Consider the following 22,965-nt stretch of genomic DNA (forward strand, 5'->3'; position numbering starts at 1 on the left):
AGGCGAACAAGCCCTACAAGGTTTCCGATGTTGTCTAGGCCTACCGTCAAGCATCACCTGGGACCAGAACGTCAGCCATCAGCTGGGACTAGACACGAATGCTTGGGGCGCCTGGGTTTGAAGTCGTACGCGCAGGCTGGTAGTTCAGCGCTCTGGCGATGTGCGAGCGGCAGGAAGGTCACTGGTCGGATCGTCCATGTGACGCGGGTCTGCTCGTGGGTGACTGACACCGTGCTGGGCTCGGAGCGCAAGAGGGCTCGTCTGGTCTCGATGCGGCCGTCGTACAGCCACTCCCATGCCGCGTCCGATGCGTCCGCGTCGAGAGCTGGGGAGATCGTGCGGAGCGCGACTGCGACCCATCGGTCTGCCTGGGGTGCTGTGTAGGCGTCGAAGGATGCCAAGAGCGCTGGCCGCCGCTGCTCGGTGAGGTCTTCTGTCCAGCACTCGCACCAGTAGCCGCGGCGAGGACCTGTCATCAGCACGGGTCTCCTCCCTGGTGGCCGTCTGCGCGGAGCTCCGCGGTGACCGTGCGGCCGGAGTCGTCGCCCTGGACCGTGACGCTGTCTGCGAGGGCGGCCACCATGCCGAGGCCGCGGCCGTGGGTGGCGTTGAGAGGCGGATGCTGGATCTCAGGGGTGGTCCTGGCCTGACCGGAGTCGGTCACCGCGATCGTGGTGGTGAGCTCGGAGACGGTGAGCGTGACGTGGAAGGCGCCGGCGCGACCTCCGCTGGCCGTGTAGGTGAGGGCATTGGTGCCGAGTTCCGTCACGATCAGCGCGGCGTCGTCGGAGCGGGGGTGGCCATTCAGGGCGGCGTGGATCCAATTGCGCGCGCTGCGGAGCGCTCGGGGGTCCCCCGGGAACGTGCGTTGGTGGGTGCGCATGGCGTCCTCCATGGCGGTGACCTGCTGCTTCTGTGTCTGCCAGACGGACCGGCTGACACGGACGATGCAGAGCCGTACAATTAGTACTAGCACCGTACCGAATGTGCGCGTACTGGGAGTGTGGGTTCGTACTTTTCGTGCGGGCAGGTGGGCGCATAGCGTTCGCCGCACGGTCTGGTGCTGACCTGATGCCGAAGAGGAGGGACTCCGCATGTTCGGACTGTTTGTGCGCTTCACGTGCAAGGACGACGTGGCGGCGGCTGCGTTCGATGACCTGGTGGCGCGGACAGGGGAGCTGATCCGGGCGAACGAACCCGGAACGGTGGTCTACGCCGTGCACCGGGTTGACGGGCGTCCGCTGGAGCGCGTGTTCTACGAGCTCTACCGGGACAAGGAGGCCTTCGGGGAGCACGAGTCGAAGGACTACGTGCGCGCCTTCCTCTCCCAGCGGGATCAGTACCTGTCCGCCGTCGAGGTGGACCGCTTGGATTACGTGTCCGGCAAGGGCGTGGATGTTGAGCACTGAGTACCAGAAGGCTCTTGGTCGCAAGATCGCCTTCAACCGTAAACGCCGGGGGCTGTCGCAGAAGGAGTTCGCCGGCCTGCTGGGGCGCTCGGAAGCCTGGGTCTCCCAGGTCGAGCGGGGCGTACGGCGCATCGACCGAATGACCGTGCTCGAGAAGGTCGCCGACGTCCTGGAAGTTCCGATCGCTGAGCTGGCGGCAGAGGCACCGCTCGTCGCGTCGGTGGCCGAAGGAGAGCCGCCTGGTGCGAGCCGCCTGCGGCTGGTGCTGAGCGCGGCTCACTCACTCAAAGCGGTCCTCGGTCGGCAGGACGTTTCCCCTGACGTGCCGGCACTGCGCGCCGAAGTCGACCGCGCCTGGTCGCTCACCCACCAGGGGAACTACGCCGACCTGGCCGAACTGCTCGAAGGGCTGGTGCCCCGGCTGGAGTCGGCTACCCGGTCGGTCTCCGAGTCGGAACGGCCCGAGCTGTTCCGACTCCTGGCGGTCATGTACCACACGTGCAGTGGCGCTCTGGCGAACATGGGCGAGCCGGAAGCTGCCTGGATCGCCGTAGATCGGGCCGTGGTAGCTGCCGAGCGGGCGAATGATCCGCTGCTGATGGCGGCCGGCGAGTTCCGTCTGTCGCTGGTCTTCCTCGGCGCACGTCACTTTGATCAGGCGGCCCAGGTGTCCGGGAGTGCGGCTGATGCGTTGCGGCCCCTGGCCGAGTCCGGGCGGGTTGAGGCAGTCGCCCTGCGTGGTGCGCTTACCTTGCAACGCGCGGTGGCCGCGGCTCGATTGAACCTTGCCGATGACGCTTACGGCTACCTCCGTGAGGCCCGTGAGTTGGGTGACCAGGTCGGTGACGGGCGCAACGACTACAACACCGAGTTCGGGCCCACCAATGTCGCCTTGCATGAGGTGGCCGTCGCGGTGGACCTGGGGGACGCCGGAGTCGCCCTGCGGGCTGCGCAGACCGTTGACGCCTCTGGGCTGTCGGCGGAACGGCAGACACGCTTCCGGATCGACCTTGCCAGGGCGTATGCCCAGCGACGCCAAGTCGCTGACGCCGTTTCAGCGCTGCTGGCGGCCCGTGAGCTGTCACCGGAGCTGGTGCGAGCGTTGCCGATGGTGAAGCAACTTATCGCCGACCTGCTGACCATGAGCCAGCCGCCCTCTGAGGAACTGCGCGCCCTGGCGGGAGAGCTAGGCGTACACGAAGTACGGACTGGTACCTGAAGTACTAGACAGTACTTGGAGTACGGGTTACTGTGGTTGTTGTCGGCACGCCCCTTCGCGTCCAGCGGAGTTGGTGATGCGGGCATGCGAACGCGCCGGAGCAGGAAGGCAGACCTGCGCCGGCACGTGAGCGGAAAGGGCCACAGAAAGCAGATGTGGCCTGAGCGGGAGGCAGCCCACTCAGGCCGGGTGCGTCGTTGGCATCAACGCTCTTGGAGCGTATCGCGCCCAGTCGGTATGCGGTCAACCTCCCGTTGCGTAGTCATTCGTCACTAATTGCACCGCCGTGCATGCGTGCGGTGCGGCGCAAGGGAGATCAGTTCTGTGCGTGTAATCCGTGTGGAGACCTCGTCGGCCACCGTCCTGCTGACCGAGGCACCGGAACCGAAGGTCCGGGACCGGCAGACCGGGGAGATCGCGAAGGACGCCAACAGCGGCGAAGCGCTGATGACGATCGGCGTCGTCTACATCGAGGACGGCGAGTCCTCGTTGATCAAGGTCACGGTTCCGGAAAGCGGCATCACCGAAGGTCTGACGCTGGGCGCTCCGGTCTCGCTGGTAGGCCTGGTGGCACGGCCTTGGGAGAGTGTGTTCAACGGCCAGCAGCGACACGGCATCGCCTTCCGTGCCGCTGCGGTCGCGCCGGCCGCCTTCCCGGCCGCCGTCGGGGCATCGGCCTGATGTCGGACTGGATGACACTGCTGGATGTGGGTGGTCCCCTCGCCGCGTTCGGCGGTGGGGCCGCCTACACCCGGGCTCGTCACCCGGGCGTCTACTGGTCCACGGTCGGACTGCCGTTATCGACGGTCCGGCTCCTGGGCTCGTACGGCTCCGTCATGGAGGCGTGCGGCCTGACGGTGCAGCCTTCCCGGCTGCGCGCTTTCGCCGTCAAGGCGACGACTCGACGTGAGGTCCGGCCGGTTCCCCCGCGTCGGGGCATCATCCGGCCCACCTCGACTGGCCTGCGGCTTCGGCTGCGCCTTGCTCCTGGGCAGGAACCGGCGGACGTCGCCGCCTCAGCTGAGCGGCTGCGGCATGCCTGGGGCGTCCACGCCGTGTACGTGAAGGACGTGAAGCCCGGAGTGGTGGAGCTGCGGCTCGTCGGCTTCGACGTGCTGCGCGACGTCCGGATGCCGAGGAAAGCAGACGGCGGGCATCTCAAGGTGCCGGTGGCGCTGAGGGAGGACGCGACGGCCTTCGTACGGGACTATCGCGCCGTCCCACATCAGCTAACGCTCGGCGCAACGCTCTCGGGCAAGTCGATGTACTTGCGGCACCTGGTGACCGGACTGGCGCGGCAACCGGTCGCCCTGGTCGGCATCGACTGCAAGCGCGGGGTGGAGCTGGCGCCGTTTGCCGCTCGTCTGTCGGCGCTTGCGACCGACCCGGAGCAGGCGGCCGAACTCCTGCCCGTGCTCATCAAGGAAATGGAGGACCGGTACGACCTGATCAAGACCAGGCAAGGCATCGCTCCCGGCACTCCCGCTGAGGACATCACCTCGGACATCTGGGGTCTGCCCGAAAGCGAACGTCCGGTGCCGGTCGTGCTCTTCGTGGACGAGGTGGCGGAACTCTTCCTCGTCGCCACGAAGAAGGACGAGGAACGGCGCGACGAGATGGTCACCCAGCTCATCCGCCTCGCCCAGCTCGGCCGGGCCGCGGGGATCTACCTGGAAGTCTGCGGGCAGCGCTTCGGCGCCGAGCTGGGCAAGGGCGCAACCATGCTCCGCGCCCAACTGACCGGCCGCGTCTGTCATCGCGTCAACGACGAGGCCTCCGCCAAGATGGCGCTCGGCGACATCGCGCCCGAAGCCGTCACGGCTGCCTGTGCCATCGCTCCCGAGCGCCCCGGCCTGGCCGTGGCCGGCGACACCTCGGGCGGCTGGTCCCGCATCCGTCCGCCGTACCTCTCCCTCGGCGACGCGGCCCGCATCTGCCAAGAGTCGGCGCACCTCACACCCGAGCTGGCCGCATTGGAACCGTTCCGGCCCGAACTCCCGGCCAGTCCGGCCGTGACCCCGGCAACGGTCGTCCGACCGGTCCCGGTTACCGACTGACTCTTTCATCTGCTCAGTCCTCGGGCGGCGTGACTTCTCGCGCCACGCCCCTACCCCGTCATGCCCGATTCCGGAAGGAGCCGTGTCATGCGTGCTCACCTGGCCCGTGTCGACGCGGTGCTCGTCCAAGCGCTCATCGCGGCGGCGCTGTCCTTCGCCCACCTGCACGACGTCGCCTCGGCCGCTGGGCAAGCCGGGTGGAAGGCATGGGCCTACCCCGTCTCCGTCGACCTCCTGCTCGTCGCCGCCTGGCGCCGACTGCGGTCGGGCGACGCGAAAGCATCCGGGTGGTGCTGGTTCATGATCGCCCTCGCCGCCTCGCTCGGCGCCAACGTGGCCACCGCTGGTCTGCTCAACCTGCACCAGGTGCCGGCCTGGCTGCGCATCCTCGTCGCCGGATGGCCCGCGGTCGCCTTCCTCGGCGGGACGCTGCTCGCCCACACCACACACGAAACGGCTGAAGAGACCACACCGGCTGCTCCGGAGCCGACCGCGACGGCCCCGGAGCTCGAACAACAACCGGCCGTCGCCCCTCGCCCGGTACCGGTCCCGGCCGCGCTCGTCGCTCACGCCCGCAAGGTCGCCGACGAACACCACGCCCGGACCGGATCGGCCATCGACACATCAACCCTTCGCGCTCGGCTCGGCATCCCGGCACCACTGGCCGAAGCCATCGCCGCACGGCTCTGAGAGGAGCACACATGCCTGCCAACCGCCGATTCCGTCGAGTCATCCGCATCGGTCCCGTCCAGGTCGGCACGTACTACGACGGCCGGGGCCGCGAGAAGCACGCCGCTGTCTGTACAGCCCCGCGCTGCGGCTTCTCCGCCGACTACGACAGCCGTGCAGCCGCCGAACTGGCTGCCCGTACCCATCGCTGCCAGGTCCGCTGATCCGCCCAGGGAGCTCCCGTGACCGTCTCTCTGCCGCTCGTCTTCGTCCTGGGCGTCATCGCTTGGGCCGCGATCAAGTTTCTCGGCGTCCGGCTTTGGGGCGCCGTCGTGATCGCGCTGTTCGGCTTCTTGCTCTCGCACACCTTCCTCGCTCCCGCCATCGAATCCGGCACCCGCTCCGGGGTCGGCGTCGTCAATGGCACCCACAAGTGACAAGGAGGTCCGCCGTGCTCCGCCCCAGACTGCCCGACGTCCCGACTCTGCCGACGGCAACCGTCACGCCTCAGCAGACGCAGGTTCCAGCCTTCTCCGCCGGCCGCCCGGTCGCTCCCTATGTGGGCGTCAGTGTCGGCGCCGTCGCCGCCGTGGTCGTCGTCGGAATCGTGCTCACCGCGCTCCTGGCGGCGGTCGCCGTCTCGGCCGTGTCCGTGGCCGTCGTCGCCGTGGTCCTGCGCTCCCTCCTCAGCAGCGCGAACAAGCGCTGACCGGCCACCGGGGCGGCAACAAGCCGCCAAGCATCCCGCCGCCCCGGGGCCGTCCCTTCCAACCGTCAGAACAGCCGAAAGGAACTGCCATCATCACCCGGCAGACTCCGCCCCCGCTGGCGGAACTCTCCATGCTGGCCTCCCTCGGCACCATGCCCGAGCTGGCCCACCAACTGTCCGGACTGGGCGGCTGCACCCACCCTGTCCGCCTCGACGGCCACCGAACCGAATACGCGGTGGACCAGACGACCGGCGAGATCGGCCGCGTCCTGCACCACCTGGACTCGTCGGCCCTGCCCGCCGGTCAGCTCCTCGTCCGCTGCAACAACCGCCGCGCCACCCGGTGCGCGGCCTGCGCCGAGACATACCGTCGCGACACCTACCACCTGATCACCGCCGGACTCCGCGGTGGCAAAGGCACCCCGGAGAGGGTCGGCACACACCCGCGCGTCTTTGCCACCTTCACCGCCCCGAGCTTTGGCCCGGTCCACAACCGACCCTCCGGCGGCCGGAACTGCCGTTGCGGCGTCCGGCACGAGGAAGGTGACGCCGTCCTAGGGACGCCACTCGACCCCGACTCCTACGACTACGAAGCGGCCGTGCTGTGGAACGCGCACGCAGGGGCACTGTGGCGGCGCTTCTCGATCTACCTCCGCCGGGAGGTCGCCAAGCGGGCCGGCCTCACTCAGCGAGCATTCCGGCACCACGCCCGGATCTCCTTCGCGAAGGTGGCCGAGTACCAGAAGCGGGGTGCCGTCCACTTCCACGCAGTGATTCGCCTCGACGGACCCGAGGGTGGCGACTCCGCTCCTCCCTCCTGGGCCACCGCCGAGTTGCTGACCGATGCAATTCGGGCAGCTGCCACTACGGCGCGTGCTGGCGGGCCGGTGGTCGACGGGCGGCCTCATACCTTCGTCTTCGGTCGTCAGCTCGACGTCCGCACGATCCGATCCGCTGACTTCGACGACGGCCAGGAGCTGACCGAGCGGGCCGTAGCGGCGTACATCGCCAAGTACGCCACCAAGGGAGCAGAGACCGCGACCGGCACTCTGGACCGGCCTATCAAATTCCTGACTGAGCTGGCGCAGGTCCAGATCAGCGAACACGCCCGGCGGTTGATCCGAACGGCTTGGACGTTGGGCGCTCGTGCCGAGCTGGCAGAGCTCCGCCTGCGGGCCTGGGCTCACATGCTCGGCTTCCGCGGTCACTTCTCCACGAAGTCCCGCCGCTACTCCACCACCCTCGGCGCCCTCCGCGACGCCCGCGCCGACTGGCGCCGGGCCCAAGCTGCACCGCCCGTCCCGCAGGACGGTGAGACCACGCTCGTCCTCGCGCACTGGTTCTTCGCCGGCACCGGCCTGTCGAGCGCCGAAGCCTGGCTTGCCGAATCTCTCGAGCCCGCCCCCGGAACGGAAGGAGAACCGACATGGATGCCCGCCGCGACGAACTGATGACTGTTCGCCAAGTCCTGGCCGAGCTGGGCGGCGTTTCTCGGCGGACGTTTTACCGCTGGCGCGAGCTGGGGCAGGGGCCGGCCGCGTTCAAGCTCCCTAACGGCGAGCTTCGGGTCTGGCGAAGTGACTTCGCCTCGTGGCTCCGGCAGCTTGAGGAGGCGGCGTGAAGTCTCTCGACGTCAAGGTCTGGGGCGTACGTAAGCGGGACACAAAAACGCCCTCGTATGGCGTCCGCTGGTCCGTCGCGGGCAACGTCTTCTCCGACTCGTTCCGTACCAAGGCGCTTGCTGATCACTACCGAGCGAAGCTCATGAGTGCCATGCGGGGCGGCGAAGAATTCGACACGGAGACTGGTCTTCCAGCCTCAATGGAACAGAAGAAGTCGCCGTTGTCCTGGTACGACTTCGCCCTCAGGTACCTCGCGATGAAATGGCCCCATGCTGCGCCCAATACGCGCGACGGCATCAACGAATCTCTTACCAGCGTGACCATGGAACTTCTCGTGGAGCGGGCAGGGCGGCCATCCGACGAGGAGATCCGTAAGGCCTTACGCAACTGGGCCTTCGTGATTCCGGGGCCCAACGACCGGGAGGTTCCGGATCACGTTCGAAACGTTCTGCACTGGGTGGCCAAGGCATCCCGGCCGCTTGCGGATCTCGCTGAGCCGGCAACCGCCCGTGCGGTGCTCGACGGGCTGAAGCTGAAGCTCGACGGCACCGCGGCAGCCGCCGAGACCGTGCGGCGGAAGCGGCGGACCCTCGTCAACGCTGCGAACTACGCGGTCGACCTGGGGGAGCTGCGAGAGAATCCGATCACGGCGGTTCGCTGGCAGAAGCCGAAGGTCTCTAACCAGGTTGATCCGCGCGTTGTCGCCAATCCGGAGCAGGCACGCAACCTCCTGGCAGCGGTGTCCTACGTGGGCGGCTACCGGCGTGCTCGCGGCCGGCGCCTCGTCGGACTGTTCGCGGCGATGTACTTCGGTGGCCTCCGGCCCGCTGAGGCGGTCGGCCTGGTCGAGACTGACCTTGTCCTCCCGGAGCAGGGCTGGGGCTCGGTGCTGCTCCACCGGACTCGCCCTTCGGTCGGCAAGCAGTGGACCGACTCGGGGGAGACCCATGACGACCGCGGGCTCAAGAATCGGCCGACTGAGGACGTTCGGCGCGTGCCTATTCCGCCCCAGCTCGTCGCCGTGCTGCGCGAACACCTGGCCACGTTCGGCACGGCGGATGACGGGCGGCTCTTCTTCAGTGAGAAGGGTTCGGTCGTCCCGTCCTCGACCTACTACCGAGTGTGGCAGGAGGCTCGTCTCCTGGCGCTTCCGCCGGCGGTCGCGGTCTCGCCGCTCGCGAGTAGGCCGTACGACCTTCGGCACTCGGCGCTGTCGACGTGGCTCAACGCCGGAGTCGATCCAACCGAGGTTGCCGAGCGCGCCGGCAACAGCGTTGAGGTACTGCTGACCCGCTACGCGAAGTGCCTTGACGGACGGCAGGACGTCGCTAACCGGCGTATCGAGGACCTGCTCCGCGAGTACGAGTGAGACAACCTGCACCCACGCTGAGGCCTCAGGCATGCCGCCTGGGGCCTCTTCGCTTCGTGTCCTACCTGCGCTGATGCTTCGTCCGAGAAGGGCGAGCTGGGTCGCGTTACTTGCCGTGTGGTCTTGTGGCCTCGTCTCGCTTGCTGCTGGCATGTCGGCAACGTAAATGCGGGAGCACAGGGGGCCTTGTGGAGCTGCACGTCACGCGCTGGAAGCGGTACGGGCGTGATCGTCTGTACGCCAACTTGCCGGACGGCACCGCGGTCGGTTGGGCGGACGTCAGGACGAGAGACATCACGGTCTTGCGGGCAGAGTATCGCGACGACGTGATCGCCGTGCTGACACAGCACGTGCAGAACCTCACCGAGACAGTCCCGCCAGACATGACGTCCAAAGCCGAAGCGCGCCCGATACTGCCGCCTCTGACATCGGCCGACGACCTAGCCGCCAACGCTCCAGGGGCGTCCTTACGGGAGAAGCTAGATGAATCTAGCGCGGGGCTTCTGGAGCGTGTCGTCTCGCGGATTCTTCACCGGCCCACGGAGTGGGACTCCTGGCGAAAGGGCTTGGCGCGGGAGCGGCGAGTAGGAGCCGAGCTGAACCGTTTAGGGCGCCACGGGTGGCGCGTACTGCACTCCATTCCGTTGGCTAACAAAGTGGACATCGACCACCTGCTGATAGGGCCTGGTGGGGTGTTCAACATCAATACGAAGCACCACCACAACAGGGCCGTATGGGTCGGAGATGATTCCGTGAAAGTCGATCATGGGAAACCGGCGCCCTACGCACGCAAGAGCCGGGCGGAGGCCAAGCGGGTCGTCCGAGTGCTTGAGCGCTATTGCGACTTTCCGGTACCGGTTGAGCCGGTGCTCGTCTTCGTCGGTGTCACCGAGCTGAAGGTGGTTGCTACGCAGCTCGATGTCCGGGTCTACCAGGAGCGCCAGGTGTCGGCACTCGCTCCGCTCTCAGGCGTTCTCACGGCCGACCAGGTGGAGCAGGTGTACAGCGTTGCTCGCCACCGTCAGGTGTGGGCTCAAGCTTGAGTTGGTGGCCGCAGTGTGCTGCCGGCATTTCTCCGGGTCGGCCGTCGGTAGTCTCTGCGGCCTGACGTTTCTATGCGGGGCGAGGGCGCCTGGCGTCGGTGCGGGCTTCGCCTTTTCCTGGGCCCCCTGCGGCGATGCTCCAAGATCCCGCTCTGTACAACGTCGCTGGTGCGCTCGGCGAGGGTTCGACCATGCCGGGGCGTATGGCAGTGTCTCCCCCGATCGGTACGATCTGCCGTCTGTATGAGCCTTGGGGGGCGCATGAAGCGAGCTGGCCTTTTATCTGCGGGGGCGTTGGCGGCGCTGCTCGGTGCTGGTGCGTGCAGCGCTTCGTCGCCGCAAGACACCTACTGGGATGGGTACGCACAGGGCGAAACCGTCGATACTGCCCCGGACCCGGACCCGGACCCGGACTGTGGCAAGGGAATCGATCCGAAGGATGTCGCGGCATACATAAACGCGTGTGCGTCATGGCCAAAGGACTCCGATACTGAGTGCGGCGCGATGCTGCCCGATGACGTTGACTCGGTCGTGTGGATGGACGGGTGCAACGACGGAGCTCAAGGCACGCCGAACTATTCGGCGTACGGCCCGCGCCCCAAGTAGGTCACATGGGGGACGATCCAGCCGGGTCAGGCACGGCGGCGTCGGGGTCGGCGACCGCCGTGCGGTGCCAGGTGTTGTAGGCGTCAGGGACGGCGTCGAACCGCGTCGGGGTTGCCGAGCGCGCCGGCAACAGCGTTGAGGTCTTGCTGACCCGATACGCGAAGTGCCTCGACGGTCGGTAGTACGTTGCTAACTGACGTATCGAAGATCTGCGAGCAGGGAGCGCCCAAGGTACGGGTCCCATGGCAGCCTGCTCCTGCCACTGGCTGTTTCTGCGCTTCCACCTGCGGCGATGCCCGAAGATCCCGTCCACGCCTCGTCCACAGACCCCGACATACGCCCGCTCCGGGCCGCACACGCCTGCACATACGCGAAGACCCCGGCCTCAGCGTTTCCGCTGGTGACGGGGTCTTTGGGCACCTAATCCAAGGTGCCCCCGGCAGGATTCGAACCTGCGCACACGGCTCCGGAGGCCGTTGCTCTATCCCCTGAGCTACGGGGGCGTGTCGGCTGCGGAGCTGCTCGCTCGCGGCGACGGGTAGAACACTAGCAGGTCCGGGCGGGTGATCAGGAACGCGTTTTGCCGGTGGGACCCCTGTAGGGGGTGGAAGTGGGGAAAACCCGGACGCGGTGGCCGGTCCGGACCTACTCTCGAGTTGTGTCGGGCGCGTCGGGTCGGGTGCTTGTTGTGGACGACAACAAGGTCATCCGGCAGCTGATCAGGGTCAATCTCGAGCTGGAAGGGCTCGAGGTCGTGACCGCGGCCGATGGTGCCGAGTGCCTGGACGTGGTGCACCAGGTGCGGCCCGACCTCGTGACGCTCGACGTCGTCATGCCGCGGCTGGACGGGCTGCGCACCGCCGCCCGGCTCCGTGCCGACCCCCGTACGCACCATCTGCCGCTCGCCATCATCAGCGCCTGTACCCAGTACGAGGTCGAGACGGGCCTCGACGTGGGCGTGGACGCCTTCCTCGCCAAGCCCTTCGAGCCCGCCGAACTCGTGCGGCTCGTCCGGCACCTGATCGAGGGCCGGAGCGGGCAGGGCGGCGCCGGCGACGGGGGAGGGGACGGTGAGGGGGAAGGTGACGACGACGGCGTCGCCGATGGTGTACCCGGGGGGATCTTCCTCGGCTGACGGTTGACGGTTGGTGTCTGACGGCTGACGGCTGACGGGTGACAGGCCGCAGTGTTGTGTGTGGTTCGGGGCGGCGATACCTGGGCCCGCTTGTGTGTCTTGCCAGGGGGAATTCCGGCCTTCGGACGGACTTCGGTATCTCCGGGTTCCTGGGCCCTCCCGCAGAAAGACGTCTTCCCACGGTAAGAAGCCGTCCCACAGTGAGAAACCGCCTCGCATACCCACCCCCCTCCTCCCCTACCCTTGTCCCGTGACCCCCGTCGAGCTCTCCCGCACCGTGTTGCACGCGGTGCGTCGTGCCGTCGACGACGGGGAGCTGAGCGTGGCCGTGCCCGAGCGCGTCGTCGTGACCGAGCCCGGCCCCGGGGGGTGCGGGGACTTCGCCACCAACATCGCCCTGCAGCTCGCCCGGCCCGCCGGGCAGCCGCCGCTGAGGGTCGCCGAGATCCTGCGGCCCCGGCTCGCCGGCGCGGACGGGATCCTGGACGTCGTCGTCACCGGGCCGGGGTTTCTCAACATCCGCCTCGACGAGCAGGCCGACCCTGTCGCCGGTCTCGTGCGGGAGATCCTCGAGCAGGGCGAGCGGTACGGCCACGGCGACTCCCTCGCCGGGCAGGTCGTCGCGCTGCGGGTGCCGTACGAGGTCCGGGCCGAGGTCGTCGCCGACGCCGTCGTGCGGATCGTCGCCACCCAGGGGGGACGAGCCACCGTCGAGCACGGTGAACCCGTCAATCTGCGGCCCGTGCCCGCCGCCGAGGACCCCGCTCCGCTCGGACCCGACGCCGCCCAGTGGGCCCTGCTCCACCCCGCCCCGCACGACCGGCCCCGCATCACCGCCGATCACCTCGTCCAGCGCGAGAGCAACCCGCTCTTCCGGGTGCGGTACGCCCACGCCCGCATCCGGTCCCTCAGCCGCAACGCCGCCCGCCTCGGCTTCGCCGCCGAACCGGGCCCCATCGGCGACTACCCGGGCAGCGGCAGCGGTTCCATCGGCGGTAGCAGTCCCATCAGCGGTACCAGCCCCATCGGCGGCAGCAGTCCCGTCAGCGGCTTCCGTAACGGCAGCGGTTCCGGCGCCGTCCCGGGCCCCGGCGCACCGGACCCTTTCGGCCCCGGCACCGTCGTACCCGACGACTCCGCCGCCCCGAGTACCCTCGCCCCGGACACCGCCCCCGCCGGCACCCCCGCGCCCGACACCGTCGTACCCGACAACTCCGCCGCCGCGAACACCCCCGCCCCGGCCGCCGCCCACGCGAGCACCCCCACCCCGGCCCCCGCCGTACAAGGCGTAGCCCCCCGGGCCCCCCACCCCGCCCCCCAACCCCCCCTCCTCACCCCCCTGACCGCGCACCCCCGGATCCTCGCCGTGGCCGCCACCCATCGGGCCCCGGACCGGGTGGCTCGGCATCTCGTCACCGTTGCGGATGCCGTGCTGCCCCTTCTGCCGTTCGTGCTTCCGTGCGGCGAGGAGAAACCCTCGGCCGCCCACCGCGCCCGGCTCGCGCTCGCCGAAGCCGCCGGGACGGTGCTGGCCGGCGGCCTGTCCCTGCTCGGCATCGACGCACCCGAACACCTCTGAGGCCTTGCGAGAGAGACGCCCCGGAGAGAGACAGAGAGTCTGAGAGCCACCGTCATGAGCCGTTCCGCCCACCCCGCCGGGCCCCGTCACGCCGACGTCCTTCCCGAGGGGCACTACTCCGCGCCGCCCGCCGACCTCAACGCCCTCGACGCGAAGGTCTGGGCCCAGACCGTCGGCCGTGGGGAGGACGGGGCCGTCACCGTCGGCGGGGTCTCCGTGACCCGGCTCGCCGAGGAGTTCGGCACGCCCGCCTACATCCTGGACGAGGCCGACTTCCGGGCCCGGGCGCGTTCCTGGCGCACCGCCTTCGGCGCCGACGCCGACGTGTTCTACGCCGGAAAGGCGTTCCTCTCCCGTGCCGTCGTGCGCTGGCTGAAGGAGGAGGGCCTGAACCTGGACGTGTGTTCCGGGGGCGAGCTGGCCACCGCGCTGTCCGCCGGAATGCCCGGTGAGCGCATCGCCTTCCACGGCAACAACAAGTCCGTCGAGGAGATCCACCGGGCCGTCGAGGCCGGGGTGGGGCGGATCGTGCTCGACTCCTTCCAGGAGATCGTGCGGGTCGCCCACATCGCGCAGTCGCTGGGCAGGCGGCAGAAGGTGCAGATCCGGATCACCGTCGGCGTCGAGGCGCACACGCACGAGTTCATCGCCACCGCCCACGAGGACCAGAAGTTCGGTATCCCGCTGGCCGGCGGGCAGGCCGCCGAGGCCGTGCGGCGGGCGCTCCGGCTCGACGGGCTGGAGCTGATCGGGATCCACTCCCACATCGGCTCGCAGATCTTCGACATGTCGGGGTTCGAGGTCGCCGCGCACCGGGTCGTGGGGCTGCTCAGGGACATCAGGGACGAGCACGGGGTCGAGCTGCCCGAGATCGACCTCGGGGGCGGGCTCGGGATCGCGTACACCAGCGACGACGACCCGCGGGAGCCGCACGAGATCGCCAAGGCGCTCGGCGAGATCGTCGGCCGCGAGTGCGAGGCCGCCCGGCTGCGCACGCCCCGGATCTCCGTCGAGCCCGGCCGTGCCATCGTCGGCCCGACCGCGTTCACGCTGTACGAGGTGGGCACCGTCAAGCCGCTGGAGGGGCTGCGCACGTACGTCTCCGTCGACGGCGGCATGTCCGACAACATCCGGACCGCGCTGTACGACGCCGACTACACCGTCGCCCTCGTGTCGCGGACGAGCGAGGCGGAGCCGATGCTGGCGCGTGTCGTCGGCAAGCACTGCGAGAGCGGGGACATCGTGGTCAAGAACGCCTTCCTGCCCGGCGACCTGGCGCCGGGTGACCTGATCGCCGTACCCGCGACCGGCGCGTACTGCCGGTCGATGGCCAGCAACTACAACCATGTGCTGCGGCCGCCCGTGGTCGCCGTGAAGGACGGCGAGGCCCGGGTGATCGTGCGGCGTGAGACGGAGGACGATCTCCTGCGTCTCGACGTCGGATGACCGAAAAGCACCGGGGGTGGAAGATCTGCGGTCTTCCACCCCTGCACAAATGAAATAGATGTCTCACGATCCGGACGAAGGGTAGAAACTCCCGTCCGGTGAGTGAGACTGGTCCAACCGTAGACGGTAAGAGGAAACGAGGTCGGATGATGCGTACGCGTCCGCTGAAGGTGGCGCTGCTGGGCTGTGGAGTGGTCGGCTCAGAGGTGGCGCGCATCATGACGACGCACGCCGACGACCTCACCGCCAGGATCGGCGCTCCGGTGGAGCTGGCCGGGGTCGCCGTGCGGCGGCCCGGCAAGGTCCGCGAGGGCGTCGACCCGTCCCTCGTCACCACCGACGCCACCGCCCTCGTCAAACGCGGTGACATCGACGTGGTGGTCGAGGTCATCGGCGGCATCGAGCCGGCCCGCTCGCTCATCACCACCGCGTTCGAGCACGGCGCGTCGGTCGTCTCCGCCAACAAGGCCCTGCTCGCCCAGGACGGTGCCGCGCTGCACGCCGCCGCCGAGGAGCACGGCAGGGACCTGTACTACGAGGCCGCCGTCGCCGGCGCCATCCCGCTGATCCGGCCGCTGCGCGAGTCCCTCGCCGGGGACAAGGTCAACCGGGTGCTCGGCATCGTCAACGGGACCACCAACTTCATCCTCGACAAGATGGACTCCACGGGGGCGGGCTACCAGGAGGCCCTCGACGAGGCCACCGCGCTCGGGTACGCGGAGGCCGACCCGACCGCCGACGTCGAGGCCTTCGACGCCGCCGCCAAGGCCGCCATCCTCGCCGGGATCGCCTTCCACACGCGCGTGCGCCTCGACGACGTCTACCGCGAGGGCATGACCGAGGTCACCGCCGCCGACTTCCACTCGGCCAAGGAGATGGGCTGCACCATCAAGCTGCTCGCCATCTGCGAGCGCTCCAAGGACGGTGCGTCGGTCACCGCGCGCGTGCATCCCGCCATGATCCCGCTCAGCCACCCGCTCGCCTCGGTGCGCGGCGCCTACAACGCCGTGTTCGTCGAGTCCGACGCCGCCGGGCAGCTGATGTTCTACGGCCCCGGCGCCGGCGGTTCCCCGACCGCCTCCGCCGTCCTCGGCGACCTCGTCGCCGTCTGCCGCAACCGGCTCAACGGCTCGACGGGGCCCGGTGAGTCGGCCTACGCCGCGCTGCCCGTCTCCCCGATGGGCGACGTCGTCACGCGCTACCACATCAGCCTGGACGTGGCGGACAAACCGGGCGTGCTCGCCCAGGTCGCCACCGTCTTCGCCGAGCACGGTGTTTCCATCGACACGGTCCGGCAGCAGGGCAAGGACGGCGAGGCCTCCCTCGTCGTCGTCACCCACCGTGCCTCCGACGCCTCCCTGACCGGGACCGTCGAGGCACTGCGCAAGCTCGACACCGTGCGGGGTGTCGCCAGCATCATGCGGGTTGAAGGAGAGTAACCAGCAATGACCCACCAGTGGCGCGGAATCATCGAGGAGTACCGGGACCGGCTGCCGGTATCGGACACCACGCCGGTCGTGACGCTCCGCGAGGGCGGCACGCCGCTCGTGCCCGCGCAGGTGCTCTCCGAGCGCACCGGCTGCGAGGTCCACCTCAAGGTCGAGGGCGCGAACCCGACCGGGTCCTTCAAGGACCGCGGCATGACGATGGCCATCTCCAAGGCGAAGGAGGAGGGGGCCAAGGCCGTCATCTGCGCCTCCACCGGCAACACCTCCGCCTCGGCCGCCGCGTACGCCGTACGGGCCGGCATGGTCTCCGCCGTGCTCGTGCCCCAGGGCAAGATCGCGCTCGGCAAGATGGGCCAGGCCCTCGTGCACGGCGCGAAGATCCTCCAGGTCGACGGCAACTTCGACGACTGCCTCACCCTCGCGCGCTCCCTGAGCGAGAACTACCCGGTGGCGCTGGTGAATTCGGTGAACCCGGTGCGCATCGAGGGCCAGAAGACGGCCGCCTTCGAGATCGTGGACATGCTCGGCGACGCGCCGGACATCCATGTCCTCCCGGTCGGCAACGCGGGCAACATCACCGCCTACTGGAAGGGCTACAAGGAGTACGCCGCCGACGGCATCGCCGGCCGGACCCCGCGGATGTGGGGCTTCCAGGCCTCCGGCAGCGCCCCGATCGTGCGCGGCGAGGTGGTCAAGGACCCGTCGACCATCGCCACCGCCATCCGCATCGGCAACCCGGCCTCCTGGCAGTACGCGCTGCAGGCCCGGGACGAGTCCGGCGGCGCCATCGACGAGGTGACGGACCGTGAAATCCTGCGTGCCTACCGGCTGTTGGCCGCCCAGGAGGGCGTCTTCGTGGAGCCCGCCTCCGCCGCCTCCGTCGCCGGCCTGCTCAAGGCGGCCGAGCAGGGCAAGGTCGATCCGGGCCAGCGCATCGTGTGCACCGTCACCGGCAACGGCCTGAAGGACCCCGACTGGGCCGTCGCCGGCGCACCGCAGCCGGTCACCGTCCCGGTCGACGCGGCCACCGCGGCCGAGCGCCTCGGCCTGGGCTGATCCGGCTCCGGGGGTGTCCCCGGAGCGGGTGCACAGGGGGCTTACGACACGCATCGTGCGCCTCCTGTGCGCCCTATGTCGCCACAGAACCTTCCTTCGATAGGCTGTACTGAACCCGCCCACCGCATATGCCCTGCGTGTGGCACGGGGCCGCGTCGTCTCCGCGGCCCGACGGGTCTTCGTACGTCATCGGAAGTCCACCGGGTGACCATCGAATCCATCGAGCGTCACCCGACACGTCACGCAGCTCAAGGAGAGTCTTCGAGCGATGGCCGGTCCAGCGTTCCGCGCCGCCGCCGTCCGGGTGCGCGTTCCCGCCACCAGCGCCAATCTCGGCCCGGGCTTCGACGCCCTAGGCCTCGCGCTGGGGCTGTACGACGACGTCGTCGTCCGGGTGGCCGACTCCGGGCTGCACATCGACATCGCGGGTGAGGGCAGCGAGACCCTCCCGCGCGACGAGGGTCACCTCCTCGTCCGCTCCCTGCGCACCGCCTTCGACCTGCTCGGCGGGCAGCCGCGCGGTCTTGAGATCGTCTGCGCCAACCGCATCCCGCACGGCCGCGGCCTCGGCTCCTCGTCCGCCGCGATCTGCGCCGGCATCGTCGCCGCCCGCGCCGTGACCATAGGCGGCGAGACCCGTCTGGACGACGCCGCGCTGCTGGAGCTGGCCACCGAGATCGAGGGCCACCCGGACAACGTGGCCGCCTGTCTGCTCGGCGGATTCACCCTCTCCTGGATGGAGGCGGGGGCCGCCCGGGCGATCAGGATGGAGCCGAACGATTCCATCGTTCCGGTGGTTTTCGTCCCCGGGAAGCCGGTACTGACGGAGACCGCGCGCGGTCTGCTGCCGCGCACCGTGCCGCACGTCGACGCGGCCACCAACGCGGGCCGTGCGGCCCTGCTCGTCGAGGCCCTGACCAGGCGCCCCGAGCTGCTGCTGCCCGCCACCGAGGACCGCCTCCACCAGGAGTACCGCGCGCCGGCCATGCCGGAGAGCGCCGCGCTGGTGGAGCGGCTGCGGGCCGACGGGATCCCGGCCGTCATCTCGGGCGCCGGGCCCACCGTCATGGCCCTCGCCGACGCCGGGACCGCCGACAAGGTGGAGGCCCTGGCCGGCACCGACTGGGCCGCCAACCGGCTGGACCTGGACGTGCAGGGAGCGAGCGTGCTGCCGCTTGCGCCCTGACACACGGTTGCCGGATTTGGAGAGGGGGAATGTTTGTTGGATCCGGTAGTGTTAATCTCAAGTCTGCACCCGACCCCACCATGGCGAGGTGCCTCGTGTCCCCGTCCGGGACAGACATTCTTCCGGGAGCCTCCCACGCCACTCCGTGCTCCTTGCGCCGTACCTGGGCAGTACGTCGTATGTGGGCACTGAGCGGGCCGCCGGGCACGCGCCGGAATCGGTGCTACCACGCCACGTGACACTGGGTGCCACGACTCGCGGAAGCGCCATCACCAGCAAATCTCTTCCGCCGCTTTGGCGGACCACCGCCCCGGCACGGTTCACCGAAGACAGGACCGTAGCCGGACAGCACAACCGGTCGCCGAGCCAGACAGGCCGACGTCCGCTCCAGGGAAGGACCCTTCGTGAGCGACACCACCGATCTGATGGGCGCACGTGTCGAGGAGACCGCTGCCGCGCCCGCCACGGACGCCTCCGCGCCTGCCACCGGTGCCGGCTCCCGGCGGCGCCGTGGTACCGGCCTCGAGGGCATGGTGCTGGCCGAGCTGCAGCAGGTCGCCTCGGGCCTCGGCATCAGGGGCACCGCGCGGATGCGCAAGAGCCAGCTGATTGAGGTCATCAAGGAGGCGCAGGCCTCCGGTGGCGCCCCGGCCGCGAAGGCCGAGGCCACCACCGAGACCAAGCCGAAGCGCCGGACCACCTCCAAGGCCCGCACCGGCGAGGACACCGCCGACAAGAAGGCGGAGGGCAAGTCGGAGGCCCCCGCCGAGAAGGCCGTGGCCCAGCAGCAGATCGAGATCCCCGGCCAGCCGGCCAGCGACGACGCACCGGCCGAGCGGCGCCGCCGCCGTGCCACCGCCGAGGCCGGCAGCCCCGCCGCGAACGGCGCGGAGACCGTCGCCGCCGAGGCGAAGGGCGAGGCGAAGGCCGAGGCCCCGGCGAACCAGCAGCCGCAGCAGCAGGGCGAGGCCAAGGGCGACGCCGGTGACGGCGACGGCCGTGGCCGCCGCGACCGCCGTGAGCGCGGCCGCGACCGTGACCGCGACCGCCGGGGCAAGGGCGACGACCAGCAGGGCGGCGGCCGTCAGGACCGCCAGCAGCAGGGCCAGCAGCAGGGCGGCCGTCAGGACCGCAACGCCGGCCCGCAGGACGACGACGACTTCGAGGGCGGCCGCCGTGGCCGGCGCGGCCGTTACCGCGACCGCCGCGGCCGTCGTGGCCGTGACGAGATGGGTGCCGAGCCGCAGGTCACCGAGGACGACGTCCTGATCCCGGTCGCGGGCATCCTCGACATCCTCGACAACTACGCGTTCATCCGTACCTCGGGCTACCTGCCCGGCCCGAACGACGTGTACGTCTCCCTCGCCCAGGTCCGCAAGAACGGCCTGCGCAAGGGCGACCACGTCACCGGCGCGGTCCGTCAGCCGAAGGAGGGCGAGCGCCGCGAGAAGTTCAACGCGCTGGTCCGCCTCGACTCCGTCAACGGCATGGCGCCCGAACACGGCCGTGGCCGCCCGGAGTTCAACAAGCTGACCCCGCTCTACCCGCAGGACCGCCTCCGCCTGGAGACGGACCCGGGCGTGCTCACCACCCGCATCATCGACCTGGTCTCGCCGATCGGTAAGGGCCAGCGCGGTCTGATCGTGGCCCCGCCGAAGACCGGCAAGACCATGATCATGCAGGCGATCGCCAACGCGATCACGCACAACAACCCCGAGTGCCACCTGATGGTCGTCCTCGTCGACGAGCGTCCGGAAGAGGTCACCGACATGCAGCGGTCGGTGAAGGGCGAGGTCATCTCCTCGACCTTCGACCGTCCGGCCGAGGACCACACCACGGTCGCCGAGCTGGCCATCGAGCGCGCCAAGCGCCTCGTGGAGCTGGGTCACGACGTGGTCGTGCTGCTCGACTCCATCACCCGTCTGGGCCGCGCCTACAACCTGGCGGCGCCGGCCTCCGGCCGCATCCTGTCCGGTGGTGTCGACTCGACCGCCCTGTACCCGCCGAAGCGCTTCTTCGGTGCGGCCCGCAACATCGAGGACGGCGGCTCGCTGACCATCCTCGCCACCGCCCTGGTGGACACCGGGTCCCGCATGGACGAGGTGATCTTCGAGGAGTTCAAGGGCACGGGCAACATGGAGCTCAAGCTCGACCGGAAGCTCGCCGACAAGCGCATCTTCCCGGCGGTGGACGTGGACGCGTCCGGCACCCGCAAGGAAGAGATCCTGCTCGGCAACGAGGAGCTGGCGGTCGTCTGGAAGCTGCGGCGTGTGCTGCACGCGCTCGACCAGCAGCAGGCGATCGAGCTGCTGCTCGACAAGATGAAGCAGACGAAGTCGAACGTCGAGTTCCTGATGCAGATCCAGAAGACGACGCCGACTCCGGGCAACGGAGACTGACCGTCCCAGGACGCCGAGGCCACCCCCTGTCGCCATGTGACAGGGGGTGGCCTTTTGGCGCTGAGGGGAGTGGGACGCCCCGGGCGTCCCCTCCTTCTCATCTCTCCCTGGGGGGAACTCCCTTGCCTACAGCCCTGCCGGGCCGGCACAGACGCCGGATACGCGTCGGCCTGCCCCTCGGCGCCGCCGCGGTCGCCGCCGCCGTGACCGCCGCGCTGATGACGACCTCCGCCGGTGCGGCCACCGCGCTGCCGCAGCCCTCGGCCAGGCCGGTCGTCGCCCAGCCGTCGCAGGCCACACTGGACAAGCGTGTGGCCGGTGCCGCGCGCACCAGCGCGCCGGCGAAGCGCAGCGGCGCCGTGTCGCCGAAGATCGTGGGTGGCAACGAGACCACCATCTCCTCGGCGCCCTGGATGGCCCAGCTCTGGTACTACGACGACAAGGGCACCGCCGACACCGGTGACGACGTCGGCTTCTTCTGCGGCGGGACGGTCGTGGCGCCGACGAAGATCCTCACCGCCGCGCACTGCGTGAAGGACGAGAGCGGCAAGAGCTACAACTGGAAGGCCTACGGCGCCGTCGTCACCGGCACCGACCAGTTGCCCACCACCGCCACCACGGGCACGACGGACCTGCACGGCGGTCAGGCGACCGCCGTCACACGCCAGTGGAACCACCCGTCATACACCGTGGGCAGGACCGCGAGCCAGCCGCCCGCCGACAACGACATCGCGGTGCTCACCCTGGCCGTCCCGGTCAGGGCCACGCCGATCCGCATGGTCACCACCGGCGACACGGCGTCCTACAAGTCCGGTACCAGCGCCAAGGTCTACGGCTGGGGCCGCACCAGCTCCACCAGCGACGACATCTCCCAGACGCTCAAGACCGCCACGCTGACCCTGCACGCCGACAGCACCTGCACCGGTGCCTACGGCCCGGCGTACATCGCCGGGCACATGGTCTGCGCCGGCACGCAGTCGGGCAGCGACACCGGGACCCAGGCGACCTGCAACGGCGACTCCGGCGGCCCGCTCGTGGTGGGCGGCCGCATCGCCGGCGTGGTCTCCTGGGGCGTCACGGACTGCGTGGCGAAGGGCGGGTACAGCGTCTTCAGCAAGGTCACGACGTACGTCGGCGCGGCCTACCCGCAGATCGACGACACCAACCTGAGCCTGTTCGACAACAAGGCGGACGGCAAGGCCGACATCTTCGTGCGGGAGTCCTCCTCGAAGACCGGCTACGAGAAGGACTCCAGCGGCAGCGCGTTCGGCTCCCGGGTCTCCTGGGGCAACTGGAGCGGCACCAACATGGTGCTGCAGACGGACCTCAACCGGGACGGCTTCCAGGACCTCGTCTACCGGGTGAGCTCCACCGGTGACGTGTACTGGGAGCACTACGTGCTCAACAGCGCCCGTACGAGCGGCTCCTGGGCCGACACGAAGATCTTCAGCGGCTGGAAGACCCGCACCCGGATCATCGCCCCGGGCGACGTCACCGGCGACTACCTGCCCGACATCCTGTCCGTCGACTCCGGCGGCGCGCTGTGGATCTACCCGGGCAAGGGCAACGGCACCTTCGGCTCCCGCGTGGAGGTCGGCACGGGCTGGAACCAGTACAACTCGGTGCGCGGGCACGGGGACTTCACCGGTGACGGCAAGGCCGACCTGCTCGCCCGCAAGTCCGGCAGCGACGACCTGTACCTGTACAAGGGCACCGGCAAGTCCGGCACCGGCGCCTTCTCCGCCCGCGTCAAGGTGCGCAGCGCCTGGACCGGTTACAACGCCTTCGACGCGGTCGGCGACGTGAGCGGCGACGGCAAGGCCGACTTCCTGGCCCGGACCCCCGGCGGCACCCTGTACCTGTACAAGGGCACCGGAAAGGCCACAAGCGAGATCTTTGCCACAAGGGTCTCGGCCGGCACCGGTTTCCAGGCGTACGACGTCTGGGGCTGAAGCCGCAGGTGGGCGAAGCTCGCCCCCTCGTGAACGACTACGCAGAGTGCCCATCGCCCCA

The 22,965-nt window shown here is 69.5% G+C and carries 22 protein-coding genes and 1 tRNA gene; 20 read left to right on the plus strand and 3 right to left on the minus strand.

Annotation, left to right across the window (positions count from 1 at the left end):
- Positions 1-71: 71 nt before the first annotated feature.
- Together ACZ7FF_RS36875 and ACZ7FF_RS36880 are read right to left on the minus strand one after the other, a co-directional pair.
- Positions 72-476, minus strand: a complete 405-nt coding sequence (locus ACZ7FF_RS36875; protein ID WP_470818222.1) for a hypothetical protein — start codon at positions 474-476, stop codon at positions 72-74.
- Positions 476-976: an ATP-binding protein gene (locus ACZ7FF_RS36880; RefSeq protein WP_470818068.1), complete on the minus strand. Its 501-nt coding sequence runs from the start codon at positions 974-976 to the stop codon at positions 476-478. The genes ACZ7FF_RS36875 and ACZ7FF_RS36880 overlap by 1 nt, the downstream gene beginning before the upstream one ends.
- Positions 977-1,094: 118 nt before the next feature.
- Here ACZ7FF_RS36880 and ACZ7FF_RS36885 point away from each other — a divergent pair, with 118 nt between their 5' ends.
- From ACZ7FF_RS36885 to ACZ7FF_RS36940, 12 genes are all read left to right on the plus strand, one after another.
- The gene (locus tag ACZ7FF_RS36885) at positions 1,095-1,409 is read left to right on the plus strand and encodes a putative quinol monooxygenase (RefSeq protein WP_389105383.1); all 315 of its coding nucleotides are present in this window, start codon (positions 1,095-1,097) and stop codon (positions 1,407-1,409) included.
- The gene (locus ACZ7FF_RS36890) at positions 1,396-2,628 is read left to right on the plus strand and encodes a helix-turn-helix domain-containing protein (RefSeq protein ID WP_470818070.1); all 1,233 of its coding nucleotides are present in this window, start codon (positions 1,396-1,398) and stop codon (positions 2,626-2,628) included. The genes ACZ7FF_RS36885 and ACZ7FF_RS36890 overlap by 14 nt, the downstream gene beginning before the upstream one ends.
- Before the next feature lie 324 nt (positions 2,629-2,952).
- Positions 2,953-3,309 carry an SCO3933 family regulatory protein gene (locus ACZ7FF_RS36895; RefSeq protein ID WP_470818072.1) on the plus strand — a complete coding sequence of 119 codons (357 nt, stop codon included), beginning with the start codon at positions 2,953-2,955 and terminating at the stop codon, positions 3,307-3,309.
- A complete protein-coding gene (locus ACZ7FF_RS36900) occupies positions 3,309-4,685 on the plus strand; it encodes an FtsK/SpoIIIE domain-containing protein (protein WP_470818073.1) in 1,377 nt (458 codons plus the stop codon). The genes ACZ7FF_RS36895 and ACZ7FF_RS36900 overlap by 1 nt, the downstream gene beginning before the upstream one ends.
- Before the next feature lie 87 nt (positions 4,686-4,772).
- Positions 4,773-5,375 (plus strand): DUF2637 domain-containing protein, encoded by a 603-nt coding sequence (locus ACZ7FF_RS36905; RefSeq protein WP_470818075.1) that lies wholly within the window; start codon positions 4,773-4,775, stop codon positions 5,373-5,375.
- Between the two features lie 11 nt (positions 5,376-5,386).
- Positions 5,387-5,578 (plus strand): mobile element transfer protein, encoded by a 192-nt coding sequence (locus ACZ7FF_RS36910; RefSeq protein WP_470818077.1) that lies wholly within the window; start codon positions 5,387-5,389, stop codon positions 5,576-5,578.
- 18 nt (positions 5,579-5,596) lie between these two features.
- Entirely contained in the window at positions 5,597-5,791 is a 195-nt protein-coding gene (locus ACZ7FF_RS36915; RefSeq protein ID WP_470818079.1) for a hypothetical protein, read from the plus strand.
- A 14-nt stretch (positions 5,792-5,805) separates the two neighbouring features.
- Positions 5,806-6,063: a SpdD protein gene (locus ACZ7FF_RS36920; RefSeq protein ID WP_468891432.1), complete on the plus strand. Its 258-nt coding sequence runs from the start codon at positions 5,806-5,808 to the stop codon at positions 6,061-6,063.
- A 131-nt stretch (positions 6,064-6,194) separates the two neighbouring features.
- Positions 6,195-7,514 carry a replication initiator gene (locus ACZ7FF_RS36925; RefSeq protein ID WP_470818081.1) on the plus strand — a complete coding sequence of 440 codons (1,320 nt, stop codon included), beginning with the start codon at positions 6,195-6,197 and terminating at the stop codon, positions 7,512-7,514.
- The gene (locus ACZ7FF_RS36930) at positions 7,490-7,684 is read left to right on the plus strand and encodes a helix-turn-helix transcriptional regulator (RefSeq protein ID WP_125214118.1); all 195 of its coding nucleotides are present in this window, start codon (positions 7,490-7,492) and stop codon (positions 7,682-7,684) included. The genes ACZ7FF_RS36925 and ACZ7FF_RS36930 overlap by 25 nt, the downstream gene beginning before the upstream one ends.
- Complete coding sequence (locus ACZ7FF_RS36935) at positions 7,681-9,054, plus strand: tyrosine-type recombinase/integrase (RefSeq protein WP_470818083.1); 1,374 nt, start codon at positions 7,681-7,683, stop codon at positions 9,052-9,054. Before ACZ7FF_RS36930 ends, ACZ7FF_RS36935 begins: the two co-directional genes overlap by 4 nt.
- Before the next feature lie 188 nt (positions 9,055-9,242).
- Positions 9,243-10,097, plus strand: a complete 855-nt coding sequence (locus ACZ7FF_RS36940; protein WP_470818085.1) for a nuclease-related domain-containing protein — start codon at positions 9,243-9,245, stop codon at positions 10,095-10,097.
- A gap of 1,037 nt (positions 10,098-11,134) precedes the next feature.
- Here ACZ7FF_RS36940 and ACZ7FF_RS36945 read toward each other — a convergent pair.
- A tRNA-Arg gene (locus tag ACZ7FF_RS36945) sits at positions 11,135-11,206 on the minus strand.
- Between the two features lie 107 nt (positions 11,207-11,313).
- Between ACZ7FF_RS36945 and ACZ7FF_RS36950 the strand changes: the two genes are divergently transcribed.
- The 8 genes from ACZ7FF_RS36950 to ACZ7FF_RS36985 all read left to right on the plus strand — a co-directional run bounded on the left by ACZ7FF_RS36950 (position 11,314) and on the right by ACZ7FF_RS36985 (position 22,904).
- Positions 11,314-11,838, plus strand: a complete 525-nt coding sequence (locus tag ACZ7FF_RS36950; protein WP_470818087.1) for a response regulator — start codon at positions 11,314-11,316, stop codon at positions 11,836-11,838.
- A 250-nt stretch (positions 11,839-12,088) separates the two neighbouring features.
- Positions 12,089-13,417, plus strand: coding sequence for an ArgS-related anticodon-binding protein NrtL (gene nrtL / locus ACZ7FF_RS36955; RefSeq protein WP_470818089.1), 1,329 nt, complete (start codon positions 12,089-12,091; stop codon positions 13,415-13,417).
- A 54-nt stretch (positions 13,418-13,471) separates the two neighbouring features.
- Positions 13,472-14,863: a diaminopimelate decarboxylase gene (lysA, locus tag ACZ7FF_RS36960; protein WP_470818091.1), complete on the plus strand. Its 1,392-nt coding sequence runs from the start codon at positions 13,472-13,474 to the stop codon at positions 14,861-14,863.
- Between the two features lie 146 nt (positions 14,864-15,009).
- Positions 15,010-16,302, plus strand: a complete 1,293-nt coding sequence (locus ACZ7FF_RS36965) for a homoserine dehydrogenase (protein ID WP_470818093.1) — start codon at positions 15,010-15,012, stop codon at positions 16,300-16,302.
- A gap of 6 nt (positions 16,303-16,308) precedes the next feature.
- Positions 16,309-17,367: a threonine synthase gene (thrC, locus tag ACZ7FF_RS36970; protein WP_470818095.1), complete on the plus strand. Its 1,059-nt coding sequence runs from the start codon at positions 16,309-16,311 to the stop codon at positions 17,365-17,367.
- A gap of 268 nt (positions 17,368-17,635) precedes the next feature.
- Positions 17,636-18,553 carry a homoserine kinase gene (gene thrB / locus ACZ7FF_RS36975; RefSeq protein ID WP_470818097.1) on the plus strand — a complete coding sequence of 306 codons (918 nt, stop codon included), beginning with the start codon at positions 17,636-17,638 and terminating at the stop codon, positions 18,551-18,553.
- A 404-nt stretch (positions 18,554-18,957) separates the two neighbouring features.
- A complete protein-coding gene (gene rho / locus ACZ7FF_RS36980) occupies positions 18,958-20,952 on the plus strand; it encodes a transcription termination factor Rho (RefSeq protein WP_470818099.1) in 1,995 nt (664 codons plus the stop codon).
- 218 nt (positions 20,953-21,170) lie between these two features.
- Complete coding sequence (locus ACZ7FF_RS36985) at positions 21,171-22,904, plus strand: trypsin-like serine protease (RefSeq protein WP_470818224.1); 1,734 nt, start codon at positions 21,171-21,173, stop codon at positions 22,902-22,904.
- Positions 22,905-22,965: the final 61 nt, after the last annotated feature.

Source organism: Streptomyces sp. NPDC037126 (assembly GCF_055605965.1).

Bases quoted from the DNA above. Each gene is read 5' to 3' on its own strand.
- ACZ7FF_RS36930 (WP_125214118.1), top strand. From the start codon at position 7,490: ATGGATGCCCGCCGCGACGAACTGATGACTGTTCGCCAAGTCCTGGCC.
- ACZ7FF_RS36900 (WP_470818073.1), top strand. From the start codon at position 3,309: ATGTCGGACTGGATGACACTGCTGGATGTGGGTGGTCCCCTCGCCGCG.
- ACZ7FF_RS36905 (WP_470818075.1), top strand. From the start codon at position 4,773: ATGCGTGCTCACCTGGCCCGTGTCGACGCGGTGCTCGTCCAAGCGCTC.
- ACZ7FF_RS36925 (WP_470818081.1), top strand. From the start codon at position 6,195: ATGCTGGCCTCCCTCGGCACCATGCCCGAGCTGGCCCACCAACTGTCC.
- ACZ7FF_RS36985 (WP_470818224.1), top strand. From the start codon at position 21,171: ATGACGACCTCCGCCGGTGCGGCCACCGCGCTGCCGCAGCCCTCGGCC.
- lysA (WP_470818091.1), top strand. From the start codon at position 13,472: ATGAGCCGTTCCGCCCACCCCGCCGGGCCCCGTCACGCCGACGTCCTT.
- ACZ7FF_RS36875 (WP_470818222.1), bottom strand. From the start codon at position 476: ATGACAGGTCCTCGCCGCGGCTACTGGTGCGAGTGCTGGACAGAAGAC.
- ACZ7FF_RS36890 (WP_470818070.1), top strand. From the start codon at position 1,396: ATGTTGAGCACTGAGTACCAGAAGGCTCTTGGTCGCAAGATCGCCTTC.
- thrB (WP_470818097.1), top strand. From the start codon at position 17,636: ATGGCCGGTCCAGCGTTCCGCGCCGCCGCCGTCCGGGTGCGCGTTCCC.
- ACZ7FF_RS36910 (WP_470818077.1), top strand. From the start codon at position 5,387: ATGCCTGCCAACCGCCGATTCCGTCGAGTCATCCGCATCGGTCCCGTC.
- ACZ7FF_RS36885 (WP_389105383.1), top strand. From the start codon at position 1,095: ATGTTCGGACTGTTTGTGCGCTTCACGTGCAAGGACGACGTGGCGGCG.
- thrC (WP_470818095.1), top strand. From the start codon at position 16,309: ATGACCCACCAGTGGCGCGGAATCATCGAGGAGTACCGGGACCGGCTG.
- ACZ7FF_RS36965 (WP_470818093.1), top strand. From the start codon at position 15,010: ATGATGCGTACGCGTCCGCTGAAGGTGGCGCTGCTGGGCTGTGGAGTG.